Here is a 21,762-nt window from a genome sequence, read left to right on the forward strand (position 1 = left end):
CCGGACCTATACCTGATGCCCCGACGCAGCGCTGCCCCTTTCTGGGGAGCGGGACGAAAACAAGACGAACCGTTGCTATAGAGGAGCCCCGAGCCATGTCCGACCATTCCAATCTCCACCTTCTGATCGGCGGCGAGAAAGTCTCTGGCGGGGGCCGCGACATGATCGAGGTGATCGACCCGGCAACCGCCGAGGTCCTGGGCAGCCTGCCCACCGCGACCACCGACGATCTCGACGCCGCGCTCGCCAATGCGGACAAGGGCTTCCACGCCTGGCGCAAGGAAAGCGCGGACAAGCGCGCCGCCGTGCTGACCAAGGCGGGCCAGCTGCTCCGCGAACGCGCGAAGGACATCGGCACCCTGCTGACGAAGGAACAGGGCAAGCCGATCAAGGAAGCCATCGGCGAAGTGATCTACTGCGCGATGCTGTTCGAATTCTACGCCGGCGAGTGCAAGCGCACCTACGGGCGCGAACTGGTCCGCCCGACCGGCCAGAGCGCGCGGGTGATCTACGTGCCGGTCGGCCCCGTCGCCGGCTTTGCCGCGTGGAACTTCCCCGCGATCAACGTGGCACGCAAGATCGGCGGCGCGATCGCGGCAGGCTGCTCGGTCATCGTCAAGCCGTCCGAGGAAACCCCGGCAGCGGGCATCGCGCTGGTGCAGGCACTGCTCGACGCGGGCGTTCCGGGCGATGTCTGCCAGGTGGTGTTCGGCGTGCCCGACGAGGTCAGCCGCCACCTGCTCGCCAGCCCGATCATCCGCAAGGTCACCTTCACCGGCTCGACTGCGGTCGGCAAGCACCTGACCAAGCTGGCGGCGGACGACATGAAGGTCACCACCATGGAACTGGGCGGTCATGCCCCGATCATGGTTTTCAAGGACAGCGACGTCGACACCGTGCTCGATACGATGGTCGGCGCGGCATATCGCAACGCAGGCCAGGTCTGCGTCAGCCCGACCCGCTTCCTGGTCGAACAGGACCTGTTCCCCGCCTTCCGCGACGGCTTCGTCGAGCGGGCCAAAGCGATCACCGTGGGCAACGGCTTCGACGATGCCACGCTGATGGGCCCGATGGCCAATGATCGCGGGCCCGAAGGCCTCGCCAAGAAGATCGCCAATGCGAAGGACAAGGGCGCGAAGGTCGATGCCGGGGGCGAGCGGATCGGCAACCAGGGCTTCTTCTTCGAGCCGACCGTGCTCAGCGAAGTGCCGACCGACGCGGACATCATGAACGAAGAGCCGTTCGGCCCGATCGCGCTGATCAACCCGATGGCCAATGCCGACGCGATCATCGAAGAGGCGAACCGCCTGCCTTACGGCCTTGCCGCCTATGCATGGACCAACGATCCCAAGCTGCGCAGCCGTCTGGCCGCCGATGTCGAAGCAGGAATGCTGGCGATCAATGGCGCGAATGTCAGCGCGGTCGATGCGCCCTTCGGCGGGGTCAAATGGTCCGGCCACGGGCAGGAAGATGGCGCCGAAGGCGTGATGCACTGCATGGTCCCCAAGACCATCCACGAAAGCTGATTTTTTAGAAAAGGGGGGCCAGTCGCCCCCCTTTTTTCTTGAGCGGCGGGCCGTATTTCATGCCGCTTCCTCAACTGGCCGGTTTGGTGTATTGCACGCCATGGCCTTCACGGAGCATCCCTTGCGGCGTGAACTGGTGCACGAGATGCACCTGCGCCGCTTTGCCCCGGTCCATGCCCCCGCCCGCATCGTGCAGATGGTCTATCTGATCGCGGAGGATCGACGCGGGGAGGAACAGCGCCACCTTTCCTCGCTGCCGCTGAAGCCGGTCTCGATCGAACAGGAAAGCCGCCACGCGGTGCTCCGTTTCGCGGGCGATCTGACCGTCCTGTGGGAACGCCACACCGAAGCGACCACCATCACCCTGATCGCCCCGCGCGAAGGGCAGGACGCGATGGCGCCGCTGACCGAATGGTTCGGCGCGTGGCCCGGATCGGTCCTGCGCGCCACCAAAGTATTCGTCGAACCGGGCGAAGCCGAGGCCGAGGCGCTGCTCCCCGAAATGGGCTTCGAAGACGCCGACCTGGTATCGTGCCACGTGTGTTCGGGCGTGCGCGTGTGGTCCGATTTCCGCATCCGTGACGATGGCTATGGCCGCCTGCTGGTCTCCGCGCCGGGTCGCCAGCCCGACGATCTCGGGCGGATCGTCCAGCGGCTGCAGGAGCTGGGCAATTACCGCAATCTCGCGCTGGTCGGCCTGCCGCGCGTACAGCGGCTGATGCCCGAACTGAACGCGCTGGAGGATCGGCTCGCCGCCCATGCGCAGGCGCTGGTCAACGAAGCGGAAGGCGGGGACGAGCGTTTGCTGCACGACCTCTCGCAGGTCTCTGCCGAACTGGCACAGGTCCGTGCGGAGAACTCCTATCGCACCAGCGCCAGCCAGGCCTACGCGCAGATCGCTGCCGACCGGCTCGACGCGCTCGATGTCCAGCCGATCGACGGATACCAGAGCCTGACCGATTTCACCGAGCGCAGGCTGGTGCCCGCGACCCGCACGATCGAGACTTTCGTCAACCGGCTGCGGCGCCTGTCGGAACGCAGTGGCGATGTGATCGCGCTGCTCAACACGCGGATCGATACGCGGATCAAAGCGCAGAACCTCGAACTGCTGCGGTCGATGGAAAGCAGCTTCAACCTGCAATTGCGCCTGCAGAACCTGGTCGAGGCGCTGTCGGTGATCGCGGCCAGTTACTACGCGGTCGCACTGATCGCCTACATGGCCAAGGGCGCGGTCGGCTTTGGCGAGGAAGGACACGAAGTCGACGTGGCGATCGCACTGATCGCGCCGGTCGTGATCCTGACGATCTTCCTCCTCGTCTCGCGCATCCGCCATCGGTTCATCAAGGAAACCGAAAACGCCGCCGCTCGTTCAGACAAACGTCATCCTTTGAATGACGCCTGAAAGGGTTTATACCGAGTCTGTTGAGTGAGTTGGTTCGGGTGAGGAGAGAATTAAATGCAGAAATCTCATGTTTTTGTCGGCAGCATGGCTCTGGCATGCTTGCTCGTCTCCGCTGGCTGTAACAGCCGCGCCGACGAAGAACCGGCCGCTCCGGCGACCACCACCACCGAAGCGCCTGCAACCACCGCAGCCGCCGACACTGCGGCACCGGCCGCCGATGTCGAATTCGCCAGCCTGACCGGCGATCCCGCTGCGGGCGAGAAAGCGTTCGCGGTCTGCACCACCTGCCACTCTGTCGAAGCGGGCGTGAACAAGACCGGCCCGTCACTGCACGGCGTGGTTGGCCGCGAAGCCGGCTCGATCGCAGACTACAACTATTCGGATGCGAACAAGAACAGCGGCATCACGTGGACACCGGAAGAACTCTTCGTCTACCTCGCGGATCCGCAGGCGACCATCCCGGGCACCAAGATGATCTTCCCGGGCCTGAAGGATCCGCAGAAGCGTGCGGACGTGATCGCCTATCTCGAAACCCAGTCTTAAGACCGGGCTTCAGGAGCCACGAAAAAGGGCGCTGCCGCGATATGCGGCGGCGCCTTTTTCTTTGTCCTGAGAAAGTTTCCGAGCTCGACGCCGGCCCCGATCGACCTCAGTCGACCTTGGGCCGTCCTTCGTCGCGACGCTCTTCTTCCGCTTCGCGGCGGCGCATCTCTTCGGCCGCCTCGCCCTCTGGAGTGTCCATCGGATGGCGGTTGGAGCGCTTGCGGATGAAGAGGAAGAACACCACCGCGATGATCGCGAACACGATCACCAGCGTCATGATGTTGAGCGGTGCGGCCACGGCCAGCAACGGCATATTTGAAACGGACATGGGGGATTTCTCGCTTTCTCCCTCCAGCCCTTTTCTTTCAACCGGTTAGCGCGACGATCGGTTCCGGATGCGCGCCCGCGCGATCAGGCGACCGCGTCCATGCGAGCCAGTTCGCACTGCGACCAGATCTCGCTCAGCGCGTCGATCAGTCGCCCGATATCGCCATCGGTGTGCACCGGCGAGGGGGTGATCCGCAGCCGCTCGGTCCCCACCGGCACGGTCGGATAATTGATCGGCTGCACATAGATCCCGTGATTGTCCATCAGCCAGTCGCTGATCATTTTGCACTTCTTGGCATCGCCCACCATCACCGGGATGATGTGGCTCGGGTTGTCGAGATGCGGGATGCCGATCGCATCCAGCCTCCTCCGCACCTGCGCCACCCGGTCCTTGTGCCGCGCGCGTTCCATCTCGCTCGCCTTGAGGTGACGGATGCTCGCCGCCGCGCCTGCCGCCACCGCCGGGGGCAGCGCGGTCGAGAAGATGAACCCGCTGGCAAAGGTGCGGACATAGTCGATCAGGTCGGCGCTGGCCGCGATATAGCCGCCCATCACGCCAAACGCCTTGCCCAGCGTGCCTTCGATCACGGTGATCCGGTCCATCAGCCCTTCGCGTTCGGCCACGCCCCCGCCGCGCGGGCCATAGAGGCCGACGCCATGAACCTCGTCGATATAGCTCATCGCGCCATGGCGCTCGCACACGTCGAGAATATCCGCGATCGGCGCGATGTCGCCATCCATCGAATAGACGCTTTCAAACGCGACCAGCTTGGGCACGTCCGGGCCGTAGTCGGACAGTTTGCGGTCGAGATCCTCGACATCGTTGTGCGACCAGATCTTGTACGGCGCGCGGCTGTGGCGAATGCCCTCAATCATGCTCGCATGGTTGAGCGCGTCGGAAAACACGACGCAGCCCGGGATCTTAGATGCCAGCGTGCCCAGCCCCGCCCAGTTGGAGACATAGCCGCTGGTAAACAGCAGCGCCGCTTCCTTGCCGTGCAGGTCGGCCAGCTCGCGCTCCAGCTCGACATGATAGTGGTTGGTGCCCGAGATATTGCGCGTGCCGCCCGCGCCCGCACCGCATTCGTCCAGCGCGGTGTGCATCGCGTCGACCACCACCGGATGCTGGCCCATGCCCAGGTAATCGTTGGAACACCACACGGTGACGGGCTGCGTCTCGTCGCCGATGAAGCGCGTCGCCTGCGGGAAGGAGCCGCGATGGCGCTTGATATCGGTGAACACACGATAACGCCCCTCTTCGCGCACGCCATCGAGCTCGTCCTTGAAGAAGGCATTGTAGTCCATCGGGGAAATCTCCGTCTCGTGCATTATAGACCCCTCATCGCATTGGTGTGCGCCCGCTTGTCGCGCGCGGCAATAGCCCATCCCCACAATGCGCCATCGCGCAACGGCAGGGCAAAAAACAGGTGTTCGAGCGCGCCGAGTGCCGCCATCGCGAACAGCAGGCTCGCCGCAACCGAGGCACCCTGGCCGCTCGTCTCCGCCGCGATCGCGCCCAGCCAGCCCGCCAGCACCAGCGTACCCGCAATGCTCAGCGCGAGCAGCGCGGTGAAGCGGTTGGGGCCGAAATAGCTGGTCAGATAGGCGAGGTGTCGCGGCAGGATATCGGTGCTGGCATTGGGCACGCCTGCAAACAGGTTCAGCTTGGCGAGCAGCCGCAGCGCGAACAGCAGCACGAAGACCTGCGCGCCGATCGGATTGGGCTGGCCCCAGCACAGCGCGATCAGGATCGCGGCGGTCGCCGCCAGCGCGATCTCGTGATGCAGCACCGCCGCGCTCGCCTTGGCGAAGCGCACAATGCCCTGTGCGCCCTCGGGGCATGGCTCGCGCCGGGGGCCGGTAACGCCGCCGGTCAGGAAAGCGAATTCGTGCCAGCCCCAGATCGCCATCGCGCCTGCAAAGCCGAGATAGGCCCCGCCCCCGCCGCTAATACGTGCCGAGGCGATCACGCACAGCATCCCGCCCGCACCCACCACACCTGCCCATATCAGGCTGCGGCCATAGCTTTCGCGCGGGGCATTCGCCGCCCAGGCGATCAGCCCGGTGGCGAAGAACCACACCGCGATGGTCGCCAGCACCGGCAGGACATGGCCGGTAAAGCTCACCATGCCGGTTGCAGCCTGACGGTCTGCGGCAGTTCGTTGGTCCGCGTGCGGTGGAAATACATGCTGGCAAAGGCAGCGCCCGCACCCGCCATTCCGCCGACACGCTTCAGCAGACCACCGAGCCCGCCCTCGGCCTTGCCCGCATCGATCCGGTCAGCCGCGCGGCGTAGCCGGGCCATCTTGGCGCGGAAGGCGGGATCGTCCGTCTCCAGTTCGACCGGGAAGACCTGCCGGGCGATCTGGTTGCAGACCGAGAATACCTCGTAATCATATTCGGTCGGATCGACGCCCAGCGCCTCGTGGAAGACCGGCCGGTTGTGATCGCGCACGAACATGGTCGCGTAGACCGACAGCAGGAAGAAGCGGATCCACAGCTTGTTCTTGCCCTGCAGCAGCTTGGGATCGGACCTCAGCAGCATGGCGAAGGCCTCGCCATGGCGGAACTCGTCGTTGCACCACTCTTCGAACCAGTCGAAGATCGGGTGGAACTTGTGCTGCGGGTTCGCGGCGAGATGCCGGTAGATAGTGATGTAGCGCGCGTAGCCGATCTTTTCCGATAGATAGACCGCGTAGAAAATGAACTTCGGTTTGAAGAAGGTGTATTTCTTGGTCTTCGTCAGGAAGCCCAGATCGACGCCGATCCCCGCATCCTTCAGGCTCTCGTTGATGAAGCCCGCGTGGCGGCTCTCGTCACGGGCCAGCAGCTTGAACAGCTGCTTCACGTCCGGGTTTTTCGTCCGCTTCGCGATCTCGGCATAGAGCACGCAGCCGGAAAATTCCGAGGTCATCGAGCTGACGAGGAAATCGGTGAATTCCTTGCGCAGCGCGGGCGGGAGGTTCTCGATCACGCCGGTGAAGCTGTCATTGTGCTTGAAGTGCGTCTTGTTGGGATCGCCGATCATCTCCTCGATCAACGCGTCCCACTCATCGCGTACCGGCGACACGTCGATCGCATCGAGCGCGTCGAAATCGGTGGTGTAGAACCGCGGGGTCAGGATCGTGTCCTGGGTGGCGAGAGCCATCGCCTCTTCGCTGGTCATCGGCTTGTAGGCGTTCATTTGATCCTCCCGGCGTTGAAGCTGACCTCGTAGAGTTCGGCGAGGTCGAAATAGGCCGCGATACGGGTGAGGCTGCGCATGACCGGCCCTGCCCGGGTCACGGTGGCGGTGCGCTCGAACACCTCGCGGCTGCCAAAGGGGATCGAGATCGGATCGCCCTGCACGCGGACCCTGTCGCCCGCTTCCATCGCGACCGTCTCGGGCAGTTCGACATGCGCGTGGAAATGCTCGGAGCTTTGCTCGACCAGGATGCGGCAGGGAATCTCGAAGGTCTGACGCGCCATCACGCGGCCTCCTCTGGCAGCAGCGCGGCAAACACCGCGCGGTTATCGTCGCCGAACCCGCCCAGTTCGAGCGCGCGGCCGGTCGTAGGATCGCTCAGCGTGAGCGAGCCGTCGTCCCACCGCGTCAGGGTGAAGGGCGTGCGCGCGGAAATGCCCTGGCTGCGACGGATATGGACGAGGCTGCGCACGGTGGAGCGGATGAAGCCGCCGGTGCCCGGCTCGACCCGCACGATCCGCTCGCCTGTCGTGCCGTCGTCGATCAGCACCGCACCATCGGGTGCGTCGGCAAAGGTCAGGCTGCGGATCGCGTTGGCCTGGGTCCCTGCGGCGGCGCGCGACACATTGGGCACCGCGTCGCGCTCGACCAGACCGAAGCTGGCAGACGCCGCCAGCGCGAGCGACAGTGCGGCGATCGCAGCGATCACCAGCAGCGGCGCCTTGGGAGAGGGTTCGGCGTGATCGTGATGCAGGCTCATGCCAGCGCCCCCTCCATCGCAGGTGTGCGCGCCTGTGCAGGCCGCTCCTGCGCCTGTCCGCGTTCGATCGCCTCATGCGCGGCGACCGCGTGGGCCAGCTGCTCGGCGACATTTGCCGCCCCCGGCAGCGCCCGCAGCATCGGCTGCGGCTTGGCGAGGCGCCACGGGCGCGCATGCGGCCACAGCAGCAGGTAGCCGAGCGTACGCTCTCCATTCGGCTCGAGCACGATGTCGCCGAAGCCGTGGCCGCGCTCGCTGAGATGCGCGGCACCGATCTGCTTCAGCGGGATATTGACCGTCTTCTCGATCGCGATGCCGATATGCAGGATCACCCGCCGGTCGGTCAGGATGTAGCGGGTGGTCCGCGCCGAGGCGAAGGCCGTCGCATAGAGGATCGCGAGCACCGCCGCGCCTGCGGCGAGCGTGGTCGCAATGCCGCCCGGCCCGCTCCCCATCGCGACGGCGATCAGGGCGAGCAGAGCGAAATAGCCCGCCACCAGCGGAGTGTGAAACGCGCTGCGGGCCAGCACCATGGGATCGGGCCGGCCCTGCCACAGCACCGCCTCGTCCGCCTGCGGATGCCACAGCGCGTCGATCTGCGCCGCGCTGAGCGAAGGGGATTTGCGTGCCGTCACAACGCAGGCTCCTGCCGCTCGGGCTTGGCGTAGAGATAGCCGCCGCCGAAATAGGCGACGATCCGCTCTTCCTCGTAGAAGGTGATCTGGTCCGGCGCTGCGGGAACGGGAGCGCCCGCGAACTGCCCGGCAGTCAGCGCGTCGATCAAGATCCGGCCCTGCCGCCCGCGCACCAGCACCATCGCCATCGGCGCGAGCACGGTCCTGCCCATGCCGAGGTCGACCGAGAGATAGCGGATCACATGCTCGGCGCGGTCGATCCACACTTCGCTGACCGTACCTGCGACCTTCCCGTCCGCCCCGATCACGCTCATCCCGATCGGATTGGGATCGCGCGCGGCGATCGCGATGTGCGCATCGAGGCTCAGCGGCACGATCCGCGGGCGACCATCTGCTGCCAGATCGGGCAGATCCTTGCGGTTCGCCCAGGCTGCCGGGCCGAGGCCGTCGACCAGCGGATTGCCGGTCGGGATATAGGGCGCGCCGGAAGCGGCAAAGCTGCGCACCGCGGCCACATCGAAGCTGTCACGACCGCCGGTGGGGGCGGTTACCGTGCCCCGGCCGTGCGGCAGGACGAAGGTCTTGGTAGGTGCTCGGCTCAGCGCACCGCCGGGCGATTCCACCAGGCCGGTACTCTCGTCCTCCAGCGGATATCCCTCGCGCCGGTCTTCGCGCCGCAGGTAGAAAATCAGGCCGATGAAGAACAGCACGAAGGCCAGAAACACCAGCTCCGCGATGTCGATCGAACCCACGATGGTCGGGTCGCTCATTGGGATTCTCCTTGGATGGCCATCATGTCGGGAACTCGCACAGGCCGAAGGGGCCCGCGATTGTCTGCGGGCTGTCGGCGCGACGCCGCGCGACAAGCGGGCCGAGCGCCACGAGCGCGGCCAGCAAGAGCATGATTTCGATGATGTAGACCCCGGCATAACCGGCGGCAGGCGTATTGAGCGCGCCCGACAATCCGCCAGCGGATGCGGTGTGCGACAGCGTATCGCGCAAGGCCCCGCCGATCGCGATCGCAAGGCCCGCACAGCTCGCCTGCACCGCGCCCCATGCGCCCAGCGCAAGGCCAGCGCCTTCGCCCCGCGCGCGGACCATCGTTTCGGTCAGCGTGCCGACCGAAAACAGGCCGAGGCCAAGCCCGATCGCGAAGGCGCCGGCATAGAGCAGCAGGATCGAGGCGAAGGGCGCAGCGAACAATACCAGCAGGAACGCAGCGATCCCGGCGACCAGACCAGTGCCCGCCAGCCGCAGCGGGTCCCCTCCGTGCGACAGGCTGCGCCCAGCAAGGCAGAAACCCGCCAGCGCGCCCGCCGCCCATGCTCCGGTCAGCATCGTCGTGCTGCCCACCGACAGGCCCAGGATCTCGCCCCCATAGGGCTCCAGCAGCGCATCCTGCATCGCGAAGGCCGCCGCACCGATGCCGATCGCGGCAAGCAGTCGCGCGGTGCGCTCCTCGGCGACGAATGCACGCCACAGCGTCGCAAAGCTCGGCCCTTCGGGGTCGCAGGGCATGCGCGAGGAGCCGCGCGGCTCCTGCTTCCACAGCGCCACCAGATTGAGCACCAGCGTCAGCGCGGCAGCGCCCTGAATCACCTGCACCAGCCGGGTGGGCGAGAAATCGACCAGCAGCGATCCGATCGCCAGCGCGGCCAGCATCGTGCCCGCGAGCAGCATCACATAAAGCAGCGCGACCGCACGTGGGCGCTTGTCCTGCGGGGCAAGATCGGTCGCCAGTGCCAGCCCGGCGGTCTGCGTGGTGTGCAGCCCCAGCCCGGTGAGCAGGAAGGCGATGGCACTGAAGGCGATCTCCATCCGGACATGGTCGGGGTCGGACATCAGCAGCAGCGCGAAGGGCATGATCGCCAGACCGCCGAACTGCATCAGCGTCCCCAGCCAGATATAAGGCACCCGTCGCCAGCCGAGCACCGAGCGATGCGTGTCCGACTTGTGGCCGATCAGCGCGCGCAAGGGTGCCACCAGCAGCGGGATCGCGATGATCGTGGCGACCAGCCCGGCGGGGATCGACAGTTCGACGATCATCACCCGGTTGAGCGTTCCGGTCAGCAGCACCGCCGCCATTCCCACGCTCACCTGAAACAGCGCCAGCCGCAACAGGCGCGACAGCGGCAGCTCCGCGCTCGCTGCATCGGCGAAGGGCAGCCACGCCGTGGCCACCTGCATCCATTTTGCAGCAAGAGGCGCGCTCTGGCTCATCCGCGCCGGACCAGTTCGATCGCGTGGCTGATGTAGAACCCGCTGGAAACCCGCTCGCTGCGAGCCACGCGCCAGTCCGGCAGGTGGCTTTCCAGCTGCGCGCGCAACCTGTCTTCCAGGATCGGAACCAGCCGGGGGGATCGGTCGCTGCGCGGGAACAGCTTGCCCGCCTGATACATCGCGAACAGCAGCGGCGTGCGTGGCACGAAGGTGAACAGCATCGAGTGCGAAGTCCGCTCACCCAGCTCGGCCAGCGCCGCGACCAGATCCGCCTCACGGTAGTGGATCAGCGAATCCATCGCCACGACATGCGCGAACTCGCCCAGCGCGGGGTCGAGCATGTCGCCCGCGCGCCAGGCGATCCGGCCATGGCCGAGGAACGAGGGCTCGCGCCGCCGTGCCACCTCGACCAGCCCGGCGGCAACGTCGACCGCGGTCATTTCCGCGCCGCGGAACGCCGCTTCGACACTCAAGGCACCCGTGCCGCACCCCGCATCGAGCACGCGGGTGCGCCGCAGGTCTTGCGGCAACCACGACAGCAAAGTCTGGCGCATCGCATCGCGCCCTGCCCGCACGGTCGCGCGAATTCCGCTTACCGGCGCGTCCGACGTCAGGTCGATCCACGCCTTCTGCGCGGTGCTGTCGAAATAGGTCGCCAGCCGGTCGCGGTTGAGATCGTAGGGCGTTGCCCCGCCGTGCTGGATTGCTTGGCTCGCCATTATTCGAACCCCAGAAAATCGAAGATGTCGCGGTCCTTCATCGCAGTTGCTTCCTGCGGATCGACCCCGTCCCACAGCAGCTGCGCCAGCCGCAGGTATTCGTTCTGCGCGGCGAGCACTTCGGGGCTGTCGTCCATCTCGAACAAGGTGCATTTCTTCAGGCGGCTGCGGCGGATCGCATCGAGATCCTGGAAATGCGCCAGACGCTGCATCCCGATCTGGTCGCAGAAGCGGTCGATCTCGTCGGTCTCGCGGCTCCGATTGGCGACCACGCCGGCGAGCCGCACATCGTAGTTCTTCGCCTTCGCGCCGATCGCGGCGACGATCCGGTTCATCGCGAAGATGCTGTCGAAATCATTGGCAGCGACCACCAGTGCGCGTTCGGCATGTTGCAGCGGCGCGGCGAAGCCCCCGCACACCACGTCGCCCAGCACGTCGAAGATGACGACGTCGGTGTCTTCGAGCAGGTGGTGCTGTTTCAGCAGCTTGACCGTCTGGCCAACGACATAGCCACCGCAACCGGTGCCCGCAGGCGGCCCGCCCGCCTCGACGCACATCACGCCATTATAGCCTTCGAACATGAAGTCCTCGGTCCGCAGTTCCTCGCTGTGAAACTCGACCTGCTCCAGCGCATCGATCACCGTCGGCATCAGCTTCTTGGTCAGCGTGAAGGTGCTGTCGTGCTTGGGATCGCAGCCGATCTGCAGCACCCGGTGGCCGAGCTTGGAAAACGCGGCAGAGAGGTTGGACGAGGTCGTCGACTTGCCGATCCCGCCCTTGCCGTAGACGGCGAAGACCTTCGCGCCCTTGATCTTGTCGCTCGGGTCGAGCTGGACTTGGACGGAGCCATCGCCGTCGGGCGGGGACAGTGTTCCGGCGTCTAGCATCATAGTCTCCTCATTCGGCCGCAACCACGCCTTCGAGCCGATCTTCCAGATCGTCGCTCGCCGCGCGCAGGGCTGCCAGTGTGTCTTCGTCGGGTTCCCACAGCTTGCGCTCGCAGGCTTCGAGCAGGCGGTTCGCCACTCGTGCGGATGATTTCGGGTTGAGCGCCGCCAGCCGCGCACGCATCGCGTCGTCGAGCACGAAGGTCTCGCTGATCTGCTGGTAGACCCACGGCTTCACGTCGCCCGTCGTCGCCGACCAGCCGAGCGTGTTGGTCACGTGCATCTCGACATGGCGCACGCCTTCGAAGCCGTGCTTGAGCATGCCTTCGTACCACTTGGGGTTGAGCGTGCGGGTGCGCGTTTCGAGATCGATCTGTTCGCCCAGCGTGCGGACCTTCGCCGCGCCCTGGGTGGCGTCGAGGATATAGACCGGCGCTTCCGCCCCGCCTTTCGCGCGCGAGATCGCCCGGTTCATCCCGCCCAGCCCGTCGACATACTGGTCGAGATCGGTGATCCCGACCTCCACGCTTTCGAGGTTCTGGTAGGTGAAATCGACCGAAGCGAGCGCGGCGGCGAACAGCTCGCGCCGCTGCACCGGCGCACCCTTGGGCCCATAGGCATAGCCCTTGTGCGTCTCGAACGCGTTGGCCAGCTCGTCCGGATCGGTCCACACGCCGCCGTCGATCAACTGGTTGACGTTGGCGCCATAGGCCCCCTCGGCATTGGAGAAGACGCGCAAGCTAGCGGTTTCGAGGTCGCAGCCATGTGCCTCGGCAAAGGCGAGGCTGTGTTTGCGCACGAAGTTCTGCTCGACCGGCTCGTCCGCGATGGTCGCCAGCCACGCAGCTTCGGCGAGCATGCGGGTCTGGAGCGGCAGCAGGTCGCGGAAAATGCCCGAGAGCGTTGCGACCACGTCGATCCGCGCGCGGCCCAGCTCAGCCAGCGGGATCAGTTCGGCACCGCTCAGGCGGCCATAGGAATCGAGCCGGGGACGCGCGCCGATCAGCGCCATCGCCTGCGCCAGCTGGGTGCCCTCGCTCTTGAGGTTGTCGGTCCCCCACAGCACCATCGCGATGCTCTCCGGCGCTTTGTCTTGCGCAGCACGGTGGCGGGCGAGCAGCTGCTCGGCCTGCCGCGCGCCTTCGGCAACCGCGAAGCCGCTGGGAATACGGAAGGGATCGAACCCGTGGATGTTGCGCCCGGTCGGCAGGACGTCCGGGTTGCGCAGCAGGTCGCCACCCGGCGATGGCAGGACGTAGCCGCCGTCGAGCGCGTGGATCAGCGCGGACATCTCGTCATTGGCATCGAGCTTGTCTTCGAACGCTTCACGGTTGGCGTCGGCGTCTGCGCACTCGATGGCGTCGAGCAGAGTTTCGCGCTCCTCCCCTTCCGGGTTGGTGCCGAACACGTGCAGCCCGTGCGGGATCAGCGTGCGTTCCAGTTCATACAGGCGGCCCGAGAGGTCCTCGATATCGCCTATGAAAATCTCGAGCGTGTCGCACGCATCGGCGATCATCGCTTCGACCGATGCGCGTTCTTCCGCGTCGGTCGACCCGCGCCAGCGCTCGGTCAGAGCCTTAAGGTCGGCAAAGCCCTTGTAGAGGCCCGCTTCGGCCAGCGGCGGGGTGAGGTAGCTTACCAGCGTGGCCGAAGCGCGCCGCTTGGCGAGAATGCCTTCGGATGGGTTGTTGGCCGCGTAGAGATTGAAATTGGGCAGGTCGCCCAGCAGCCGCTCGGGCCAGCAATCCCCGCTCAGCCCCGACTGCTTGCCGGGCATGAATTCGAGCGCGCCGTGCGTGCCGAAGTGCAGCACGGCATCCGCACCGAAATCGCGGCGGAGCCAGCGGTAGAAGGCGGAGAATGCGTGCGTCGGGGCGAAGCCGCCCTCAAACAGCAGCCGCATCGGATCGCCCTCGTACCCGAAGGCGGGCTGCACGCCGACGAAGACGTTGCCCAGCTCGATGCCGTAGATGTGGATCGCCGCGCCATCGGCCTGCTGCTTGCCCGGCGCAGGGCCCCACTGCGCTTCGATCTCTTTGAGATGCGGCTCGGCGCGGACATGCTCGTCTGCGGGAATGCGCGCGGCGACATTGGCGTCGGCGCAGAACATATCCGCGTTGCCGTGCAGCACCGCGTCGCGCAGCGCCTCGACGCTCGCGGGCACATCGACCGCGTAGCCTTCGGCAGCGAGCCGGACGAGCGTGGCGTGGAGCGACTCGAAGACCGCGAGGTGCGCGGCGGTGCCGGTCGCGCCCGAATTGGGCGGGAAGTTGAAGATCACGATGGCGAGCTTGCGCTGCGCCCGAGCGGACTTGCGCAGCGTGACCAGCTTTGCGGTCTTCGCCGCAAGCGCCGCAGCGCGTTCGGGATGGCCGCGCATCGCACGCACCGGACCTTCGGCATCGTCGCTGCGGCCGCCGAACAGGCTCGGCGCAATCGCCCCGTCGAGTTCGGGTATCGCGACCATCATCGTGGTTTCGAGCGGCAGCAGGCCCAGCCGCCCCTCGGCCCAGGATTCGAGCGACTGGAACTCAATGGGGTGCGCGGCAATATAGGGCAGGTCGAGACCGGAGAGCGTTTCCACCGCCGCCGCCGTGTCGTTGTAGGCAGGCCCGCCGACCAGCGAAAAGCCGGTCAGATTGACGATCGCATCGACCGTGGGCTTGCCGTCCTTCACGAAGAATTTCTCGATCGCCGGGCGCGCATCGAGCCCGGCGGCGAAGGCAGGCACCACTTCCAGCCCGGCGGCCTCCATCGCAGAGATCACGCCATCGTAATGCGCCGTGTCGCGGCCCAGCAGGTAGGACCGCAGCATCAGCAGCCCGACCCGGCCATGCGCGCCCTTCAGGCGCGGCAGCAGGCGCGCGCTTTCCGAAATCAGCCGATCGGTGCGCGGGTGATAGACGCCCACCTCGGGATATTCCTGCGGCGCCTCGGCATGCGTCGCGCCGCGCCGCGCCTCGCGCTCACCCGCAGCATACCGGTCGATCAGCGCCCGCGCCATCGCGACCACATTGTCGTCCGACCCGGCGAGCCAGTATTGCAGCGTGAGGAAATAGGCGCGCACATCCTGCGCGGTGCCGGGGATGAACTTGAGGATCTTGGGCAGGCGGCGCAGCATCTTCATCTGCCCCGCGCCCGAGCTGGCGCCCGGCTTGCCCGACCCGCGCAGCTTCTTGAGCAGCGCGAGCGGGCCCTTGGCAGGCGCATCCATGCGATAGCCGCCCATCCGGGTCAGCCTGACAACCTCGCCCGCCGACATCAGGCCGAGCATCGCGTCGCACTGCTCGCGGCGAGTCTCCAGCGCGGGCATGATCGCGCGGACATGATCGTCGAGGAACAGCATCGTCGCGATGACAATGTCGGCCTGCGCGATGGCGCTTTCCGTCTGTTCGAGCGATCCGGGTACCCGATCCCAGTCGGACGCCGCGTGGAGCACGATTTCGATATTCTCGTCCGCCAGCCGCGCGCTCGCGCGCTCGACCGCACCCTTGAGGTGGTTGTCGAGCGTCACGATGACGACGCGCGTCTGGGGGAGCGCACTAGCGGGCATAGTGCGCCTTCGCATCGTACAGCGTTTCGAGGTCGATCGCGGCACGGCCCTGTTCGGCGGCGAAGCTCTCGGTATTCCGCCGCGCCTTGCCGCGCACGAAGAAGGGTATCTTCTTCAGCTCGGCCTCGGCTTCGGCGGTCCAGAGCGTATCTTCATCGTCACCCCGGACTTGTTCCGGGGGCCAGTCCTCCTCCTGGATGGCTGGAGCCCTTGGCGCACTGGATGCTGAAACACGTTCAGCATGACGAGAAGGCGAATGAGCGGCCAGGTGCGAGGCCCCGGCATCGTCGGAGAACTCGAAATCCTCGCGGAACATTGTCAGCAGGTGCTCTTCCAGCCCCATGATCAGCGGGTGCACCCATGTGTCGAACAGCACGTTCGCGCCTTCGAAACCCATCTGCGGGCTGTGGCGCGCGGGGAAATCCTGCACGTGGACCGGGGCGGAGATGACCGCGCAGGGCACGCCCTGACGCTTGGCGATGTGGCGTTCCATCTGCGTGCCGAGCACCAGCTCGGGCGCGGCGGCGGCGATCGCGTCCTCAACCTCGAGATGATCGTCGGTGATCAGCGGCTCGACGCCATACAGCTTGGCGGCATCGCGCACGTCGCGGGCAAATTCGCGGTTGTAGCAGCCAAGCCCGACGACCTCGAAGCCGAGTTCCTCGTGCGCGACCCGCGCAGCGGCAACCGCATGGGTGGCATCGCCGAACACGAACACGCGCTTGCCCGTCAGATAGGTCGAGTCGACCGAGCGGCTCCACCACGGCATGCGCGACTCGCCGTCTTGCAGAGCAGGCGTAGGATCGACGCCCGCTAGCGCGGCAACCTCTGTGATGAACTCACGGGTTGCGCCGACGCCGATAGGGATGGTCTTGGTGCGGGGCTGTTTGAACTCGCGCTCCAGCCAGCGGGCGGCGCTGTCGCCGATTTCGGGATAGAGCACGATGTTGAAATCCGCCGCGCCGACCCGGGCTACGTCGGCGGGCCAACCGCCCAGCGGTGCAACGCAGTTCACCTCGATGCCGAGCGTAGCGAGGATACCGCGCACTTCGCGCACATCGTCGCGGTGGCGGAAGCCGAGCGCTGCGGGGCCGAGAATATTGGCCAGCGGCCTGCGGCCTTCATGCGGCGCGGGGCGCACATCGCGATCCGCCAGATGGCGCACGATCTGGTAGAAGGTCTCGCCCGCGCCCCAGTTCTCCTTGCGCGAATAGCTTGGCAGTTCGAGCGGAACGACCGGGCACGGCAGGCGCATCGCCTCGGCCATTCCGGCAGGATCGTCCTGGATCAGCTCGGCGGTGCATGACGAGCCCACCAGCATTACCTGCGGGTCGAACCGCGCATAGGCATCGCGCGCCGCGCGCTGGAAGAGGTCGGCGGTATCCTTGCCCAGATCACGCGCCTGGAAGGTGGTGTAGGTCACCGGCGGGCGGCAGCCACGCCGCTCGATCATCGTGAACAGCAGGTCCGCGTAGGTGTCGCCCTGCGGCGCGTGGAGCAGATAGTGGACTCCGCGCATGGCTGTCGCGACCCGCATCGCGCCGACATGAGGAGGCCCCTCGTAGGTCCAGACGCTCAGCTGCACCGCTACACCTGCAACACGTCGCGGCGGCGCAGCGGGCGCGCAAAGAGTTCGGCGAGGTCGCCCGCCTGTTCGAACCCGTGGATCGGCGAGAAGACCAGCTCGATCGCCCACTTGGTCGAAAGCCCTTCGGCCTCCAGCGGATTGGCGAGGCCGAGGCCGCACACGGTCAGATCGGGCCGGTCGGCGCGCACCCGGTCGAGCTGCCTGTCGACGTCCTGGCCCTCGCTGATCCGTGTGCTTTCAGGCAATTGCTCCAGATCGCGCGCGACCAGCTTGCGGTTGAGATAGGGCGTGCCGACCTCGACCGGCTCCATGCCCAGTTCGGTGGCGAGGAACCGCGCGAGCGGCACCTCCAGCTGCGAGTCGGGCAGGAAGCTGATCCGCTTGCCCGCCAGCTTCTCGCGATGATGTTCGAGCGCGCGTTTGGCCCGCTCGCGGCCCGGCGCGATGACGCTGTTGGCGTGCATCTCGTCGATCCCGAAAGCCTGCGCCGCCGCCTTGAGCCATGCGGTGGTGCCCTCGGCACCGAAGGGGAACGGCGCGTCGATCCGCTGCGCGCCGCGCGCCTCGAGCGCCTGCGCGGTTTCGCCGAGGAACGGCTGCGCAAGCAGGACGCGGGTGTTCGGCCCCACCGCCGGGAGCCCGTCCGCCGTGCGCGCGGGCAGCACGCCGACGTTTTCGATCCCGAGCTGCGCGAACAGGCGCAGGAACTGGTCCTCGACGATGTCCGGCAGCGAACCGACCAGCAGCAGCTGCGGCGCCGTATCGGGCGCGCTCGCAGGCATCACGGGCACCAGCGAGGCAAGGCAGGCATCCTCGCCTTCGGTGAAGGTCGTCTCGATCCCGCTACCCGAATAGTTCAGGATGCGGACCTGACCCGCGTGCTTCGCTCCAAGTCGCTCGGCAGCCTTGCCAAGGTCCAGCTTGATCACCTCGGAAGGGCACGAGCCGACCAGGAACAGCTGCCGGATCTCGGGACGGCGCGCGATCAGCCGGTCGACCACGCGGTCCAGCTCCTCGTGACAATCCGCCATGCCCGCCAGATCGCGTTCCTCGATAATCGCGGTGGCAAAGCGCGGCTCGGCGAAGATCATCACGCCCGCCGCCGATTGCAGCAGATGCGCACAGGTGCGCGAGCCGATCACCAGGAAGAACGCGTCCTGCATCTTGCGGTGCAACCACACGATCCCGGTCAGCCCGCAGAAAACCTCGCGCTGGCCGCGCTCGCGCAGCACTTCGCGCTCGGGCGGAGCCGCACATCCGCTTTCGGCGGGGAGCGAGAATGCATCTGCCTTCATGCCGGCACCGCCATTGGCTGCGCGGCAGGCTGACCCGCGAGTCGCGCGGCGCGCAGCTTGAGCAGGAACTGCCCGGCATTGATGACGTAGGCGGCGTACCCGGCAAGCGCGACCAGCAGCCGCGACTCGACACTGCCGATCCCGCCGAACAGCATCACGAGATAGGCCGTGTGCAGCCCGATCACGACCATGCTGAACACGTCTTCCCAGAAGAAGGCAGGCGCGAACAGCCATTTGCCGAACACGACCTTCTCCCAGATCGAGCCGGTGATCATGATTGCGTAGAGCGCGAAAGTCTTGACGAGGATGGAAAGGTCGGCGGCAAACGCGCCCTCCCCCGTCACCAGCGTGCGCAGGACCAGCGCAAGGCTGATGAGAAAGATCGAGAATTGCACCGGGGCGAGCACGCCCTGAACGATCGTCCACACGCTCGAGTCGCGGCGCGCGCGTTCTTCCGGAGTGTAGAGCGCAGCGGCCTGCGGGCGCGTGGCTACGCCGGTCTTCGGGCCTGCTTCTGGCGATCCGTCGTGCGTCATACTGGCTTCGACGACCTCCTCTCTCGCGATGGAGACTAGGCCTCCTTCAACGAGAGTGTCAATCTATCATGACGACAAGTACATTAGACAGATGAGAATTTGCGCTTCTCCCGTTTAAGGCGTACGCTTCTCTCAGCCCGGGCCGAGTGGCACTCGCAAATGCATGCCCGAGTCGACGCAGTCCGCGCCGCTAACAGACTGGGGAGAGTCTGAAATGGCATCGGTATTTGGCAAGGGTTCCACCGCCTTCCGCAGCATTATCCCGAGCCCCCGGGGGGCGCGACGACGAGCGGAAGAGGTCCACACCAGAGAGCTGGTGGAGATCGTCGAACATCAGATGATCCCCCGCCTCATGCTCGCGCATTCGCGCGACCGGACTGCGACGAGGGTCGAAGAGCCCGCCCCGATCACGCCCGACAAGGCGGAAAGCTTCGCGGTCAATCTGCTCGAATGGGAGGCCGACCGCGCTCTGCTCGAAGTGGAAGCGCTGATGAGCGCCGGGCAGGATATCCGTTCCATCTTCCTCGACCTTCTCGCCCCTGCCGCCCGCAAGCTGGGAGTGTTGTGGGAAGAGGACGAATGCGATTTCGTCGAGGTCACCATGGGCCTGTGGCGCCTGCAGGAAGTGATGCGCGAGATCGCCTCGCGCACCCCGCCGGTCGAGCGCGCCATGCAAGCCCCTGCACGCGCGCTGTTCTCTCCCATCCCCGGCGACCAGCACGGATTCGGCGCGCTGATGATCGATGAGGTCTTCGCCCGTGCCGGATGGGAAAGCGAAGCTCTGATCGATCCGCAGCGGCGCGAACTGCTCTCAGTGATCTCCCGCAAACCCTTCGATCTGGTGGGATTGACCGTAACAAACGATTGCCCTAGCTCCGCGCTCCAATCCCTGATCCGGGCGATCCGCACGGTTTCGTCCAATCCACAAACCTGCGTCATGATCGGTGGGCGGATGGTCAACGCCAACCCCGGCATCGCAGACGAGGTTGGCGCAGATGGTACGGCGAACGATGCCTTTGCGGCACTCGAACTCGCCGAACAGATGGTCGCGAAGACAGGACTAGTCCTTAACCCCACTTGATGAGGGGGCGAGTACCAGATGCTGACCAAGAAGCACCGCTCCGACGCGGATCGCAAATTCGGCAATCCCGCCGAGCATTTCGGCGCGCTCGACGCAGATTCCGCCCAACGCCTGGCCCTTGCGGCGGGCGACATCGCGCTCGTGCTCGACGATACCGGTCACATCCTGGACGTGTCGGTGGATGAGCGGGAGTTTCCCGATCTGGTCGAATGGGCCGGGGCCAACTGGCTCGAAACGGTAACCATCGAAAGCCGCCCCAAGGTCATGGAAATGCTCGCCGCCGCGCGCAAGGGCGAAGCCGGTCGCTGGCGGCAGGTCAACCATCCGACCAGCCAGGGCGATGTGCCGGTACGCTACGCACTCGTCAGCCTCAGCGAAGGACGCCACCTCGCGCTGGGCCGCGATCTGCGCGATGCAGCCCGCACCCAGCAACGCCTGTTGCAGGTACAGCAGGCGCTGGAGCGCGACTATATGCGCATGCGCCAGCTCGAAGCGCGCTATCGCATGCTGTTCGATCGCTCGCGCGAGGCGGTGCTGATCGTCGAGGCGGACAGCCACCGCATCCGCGAGGCGAACCCGGCCGCCTACAAGCTCGCCGGAGTGCGTCCCGACAGCCTGCAGGGCAAGAAGCTGGAGGGGCTGTTTCACAGCGGCTCGCGCGATCGGCTGGCGAACCAGCTGGGCTCCGCCCTTGGCGCGGATGCCGCCGCGCCGATCCCGGTCAGGCTCGCCAAGGGAAGCCGCGAAGCCGTGGTTACCGCGACCGGATTCAGCCAGAATCGCCGCCAGTATCTGCTGCTGATCGTCAACCCGACGGACGAAAGTACGCCTTCGGACGACCATGCCCTCGCGTCGGTGATCGAGGGAATGCCAGACGCCTTCGTCGTCGCCGACGAAGACATGCGGATCCTGCGGGCCAACGCGGCCTTCGTGGAACTGGTCGACGCCGCGAGCGAGGAGCAGCTGCACGGCCGCTCGCTCTCGCGCCTCATCGGTCGCCCCGGGATCGATCTGGACCTGATCGCGGGGCAGATGGAGAAGGAAGGGGTCGCCCGCAACGTATCGAGCGTCGTGCGCACGCTGAGCGGGACGGCGGAGGAGCCGGTGGAGATTTCCTCTGTCGCGACGGGCACCGAGAAGGACGGCGAACCGCGCCATTTCGGATTTGTAATTCGGCCCATCGGCCGCCGTCTGCGCGATGTGAGCGGAGCGGGCGAGGAACTGCCTCGCTCGGTCGAGGAACTGACCGATCTGGTCGGACGCATGCCTCTGAAGGACATTGTTCGCGAGAGCACCGACCTGATCGAGCGCCTGTGTATCGAGGCGGCGCTGCTCTACACTTCGGACAACCGCGCCTCCGCCGCCGAAATTCTCGGCCTCAGCCGGCAGAGCCTCTATTCCAAGCTCAACCGCTATGGCCTGGGCAAGCAGGGTGAAGAAACCAGGTAGCCTTTGGCTGACAGATTGACTGTCAAAATGGTTTGACGAGTGCTGTGCCGAGGCATA

20 protein-coding genes are annotated in these 21,762 nt (G+C 66.2%); 5 read left to right on the top strand and 15 right to left on the bottom strand.

What is annotated here, in order from left to right:
- Positions 1 to 95 precede the first annotated feature (95 nt).
- The 3 genes from KYN89_RS12075 (at position 96) to KYN89_RS12085 (ending at position 3,471) form a co-directional block, all read left to right on the top strand.
- Positions 96 to 1,526: an NAD-dependent succinate-semialdehyde dehydrogenase gene (locus KYN89_RS12075; RefSeq protein ID WP_222825287.1), complete on the top strand. Its 1,431-nt coding sequence runs from the start codon at positions 96 to 98 to the stop codon at positions 1,524 to 1,526.
- A gap of 100 nt (positions 1,527 to 1,626) precedes the next feature.
- A complete protein-coding gene (locus KYN89_RS12080; RefSeq protein ID WP_222825288.1) occupies positions 1,627 to 2,928 on the top strand; it encodes a DUF3422 family protein in 1,302 nt (433 codons plus the stop codon).
- Between the two features lie 54 nt (positions 2,929 to 2,982).
- Positions 2,983 to 3,471: a c-type cytochrome gene (locus tag KYN89_RS12085; protein ID WP_429699545.1), complete on the top strand. Its 489-nt coding sequence runs from the start codon at positions 2,983 to 2,985 to the stop codon at positions 3,469 to 3,471.
- A 106-nt stretch (positions 3,472 to 3,577) separates the two neighbouring features.
- On the opposite strand, the gene KYN89_RS12090 is transcribed toward KYN89_RS12085, so the two are convergent.
- The 15 genes from KYN89_RS12090 to bchF form a co-directional block, all read right to left on the bottom strand.
- Complete coding sequence (locus KYN89_RS12090) at positions 3,578 to 3,799, bottom strand: hypothetical protein (RefSeq protein WP_222825289.1); 222 nt, start codon at positions 3,797 to 3,799, stop codon at positions 3,578 to 3,580.
- An 83-nt stretch (positions 3,800 to 3,882) separates the two neighbouring features.
- On the bottom strand, positions 3,883 to 5,103 hold the full coding sequence (gene hemA, locus KYN89_RS12095; protein WP_222825290.1) for a 5-aminolevulinate synthase: 1,221 nt from the start codon (positions 5,101 to 5,103) through the stop codon (positions 3,883 to 3,885).
- A gap of 23 nt (positions 5,104 to 5,126) precedes the next feature.
- Positions 5,127 to 5,927, bottom strand: coding sequence for a putative photosynthetic complex assembly protein PuhE (puhE, locus tag KYN89_RS12100; protein ID WP_222825291.1), 801 nt, complete (start codon positions 5,925 to 5,927; stop codon positions 5,127 to 5,129).
- Complete coding sequence (acsF, locus tag KYN89_RS12105; protein ID WP_222825292.1) at positions 5,921 to 6,982, bottom strand: magnesium-protoporphyrin IX monomethyl ester (oxidative) cyclase; 1,062 nt, start codon at positions 6,980 to 6,982, stop codon at positions 5,921 to 5,923. Before acsF ends, puhE begins: the two co-directional genes overlap by 7 nt.
- Positions 6,979 to 7,266: a hypothetical protein gene (locus tag KYN89_RS12110; protein ID WP_054525055.1), complete on the bottom strand. Its 288-nt coding sequence runs from the start codon at positions 7,264 to 7,266 to the stop codon at positions 6,979 to 6,981. The genes acsF and KYN89_RS12110 overlap by 4 nt, the downstream gene beginning before the upstream one ends.
- Positions 7,266 to 7,742, bottom strand: a complete 477-nt coding sequence (gene puhC / locus KYN89_RS12115; protein WP_222825293.1) for a photosynthetic complex assembly protein PuhC — start codon at positions 7,740 to 7,742, stop codon at positions 7,266 to 7,268. Before puhC ends, KYN89_RS12110 begins: the two co-directional genes overlap by 1 nt.
- On the bottom strand, positions 7,739 to 8,377 hold the full coding sequence (puhB, locus tag KYN89_RS12120) for a photosynthetic complex putative assembly protein PuhB (protein WP_222825294.1): 639 nt from the start codon (positions 8,375 to 8,377) through the stop codon (positions 7,739 to 7,741). The genes puhC and puhB overlap by 4 nt, the downstream gene beginning before the upstream one ends.
- Positions 8,374 to 9,147: a photosynthetic reaction center subunit H gene (gene puhA / locus KYN89_RS12125; RefSeq protein WP_222825295.1), complete on the bottom strand. Its 774-nt coding sequence runs from the start codon at positions 9,145 to 9,147 to the stop codon at positions 8,374 to 8,376. The genes puhB and puhA overlap by 4 nt, the downstream gene beginning before the upstream one ends.
- A 22-nt stretch (positions 9,148 to 9,169) precedes the next feature.
- A complete protein-coding gene (locus KYN89_RS12130) occupies positions 9,170 to 10,564 on the bottom strand; it encodes a BCD family MFS transporter (RefSeq protein WP_248285202.1) in 1,395 nt (464 codons plus the stop codon).
- A 29-nt stretch (positions 10,565 to 10,593) separates the two neighbouring features.
- Positions 10,594 to 11,316, bottom strand: coding sequence for a magnesium protoporphyrin IX methyltransferase (gene bchM / locus KYN89_RS12135; RefSeq protein WP_222825297.1), 723 nt, complete (start codon positions 11,314 to 11,316; stop codon positions 10,594 to 10,596).
- Positions 11,316 to 12,203 carry a ferredoxin:protochlorophyllide reductase (ATP-dependent) iron-sulfur ATP-binding protein gene (gene bchL / locus KYN89_RS12140; RefSeq protein ID WP_222825298.1) on the bottom strand — a complete coding sequence of 296 codons (888 nt, stop codon included), beginning with the start codon at positions 12,201 to 12,203 and terminating at the stop codon, positions 11,316 to 11,318. The genes bchM and bchL overlap by 1 nt, the downstream gene beginning before the upstream one ends.
- 10 nt (positions 12,204 to 12,213) lie before the next feature.
- Entirely contained in the window at positions 12,214 to 15,756 is a 3,543-nt protein-coding gene (bchH, locus tag KYN89_RS12145) for a magnesium chelatase subunit H (RefSeq protein WP_222825299.1), read from the bottom strand.
- Positions 15,746 to 17,341, bottom strand: a complete 1,596-nt coding sequence (gene bchB / locus KYN89_RS12150; RefSeq protein WP_222825300.1) for a ferredoxin:protochlorophyllide reductase (ATP-dependent) subunit B — start codon at positions 17,339 to 17,341, stop codon at positions 15,746 to 15,748. The genes bchH and bchB overlap by 11 nt, the downstream gene beginning before the upstream one ends.
- A 2-nt stretch (positions 17,342 to 17,343) precedes the next feature.
- Positions 17,344 to 18,639, bottom strand: a complete 1,296-nt coding sequence (locus KYN89_RS12155; RefSeq protein ID WP_248285203.1) for a ferredoxin:protochlorophyllide reductase (ATP-dependent) subunit N — start codon at positions 18,637 to 18,639, stop codon at positions 17,344 to 17,346.
- Entirely contained in the window at positions 18,636 to 19,175 is a 540-nt protein-coding gene (gene bchF / locus KYN89_RS12160) for a 2-vinyl bacteriochlorophyllide hydratase (protein ID WP_222825301.1), read from the bottom strand. Before bchF ends, KYN89_RS12155 begins: the two co-directional genes overlap by 4 nt.
- 214 nt (positions 19,176 to 19,389) lie before the next feature.
- Here bchF and KYN89_RS12165 point away from each other — a divergent pair, with 214 nt between their 5' ends.
- Both KYN89_RS12165 and ppsR read left to right on the top strand, forming a co-directional pair.
- Positions 19,390 to 20,256: a cobalamin B12-binding domain-containing protein gene (locus tag KYN89_RS12165; protein ID WP_248285204.1), complete on the top strand. Its 867-nt coding sequence runs from the start codon at positions 19,390 to 19,392 to the stop codon at positions 20,254 to 20,256.
- Positions 20,257 to 20,274: 18 nt separating this feature from the next.
- Positions 20,275 to 21,705, top strand: coding sequence for a transcriptional regulator PpsR (gene ppsR, locus KYN89_RS12170; protein WP_222825302.1), 1,431 nt, complete (start codon positions 20,275 to 20,277; stop codon positions 21,703 to 21,705).
- The last annotated feature ends 57 nt before the right edge of the window (positions 21,706 to 21,762 follow it).

The organism is Alteriqipengyuania abyssalis, assembly GCF_019857185.1.
GTDB lineage: Bacteria > Pseudomonadota > Alphaproteobacteria > Sphingomonadales > Sphingomonadaceae > Alteriqipengyuania > Alteriqipengyuania abyssalis.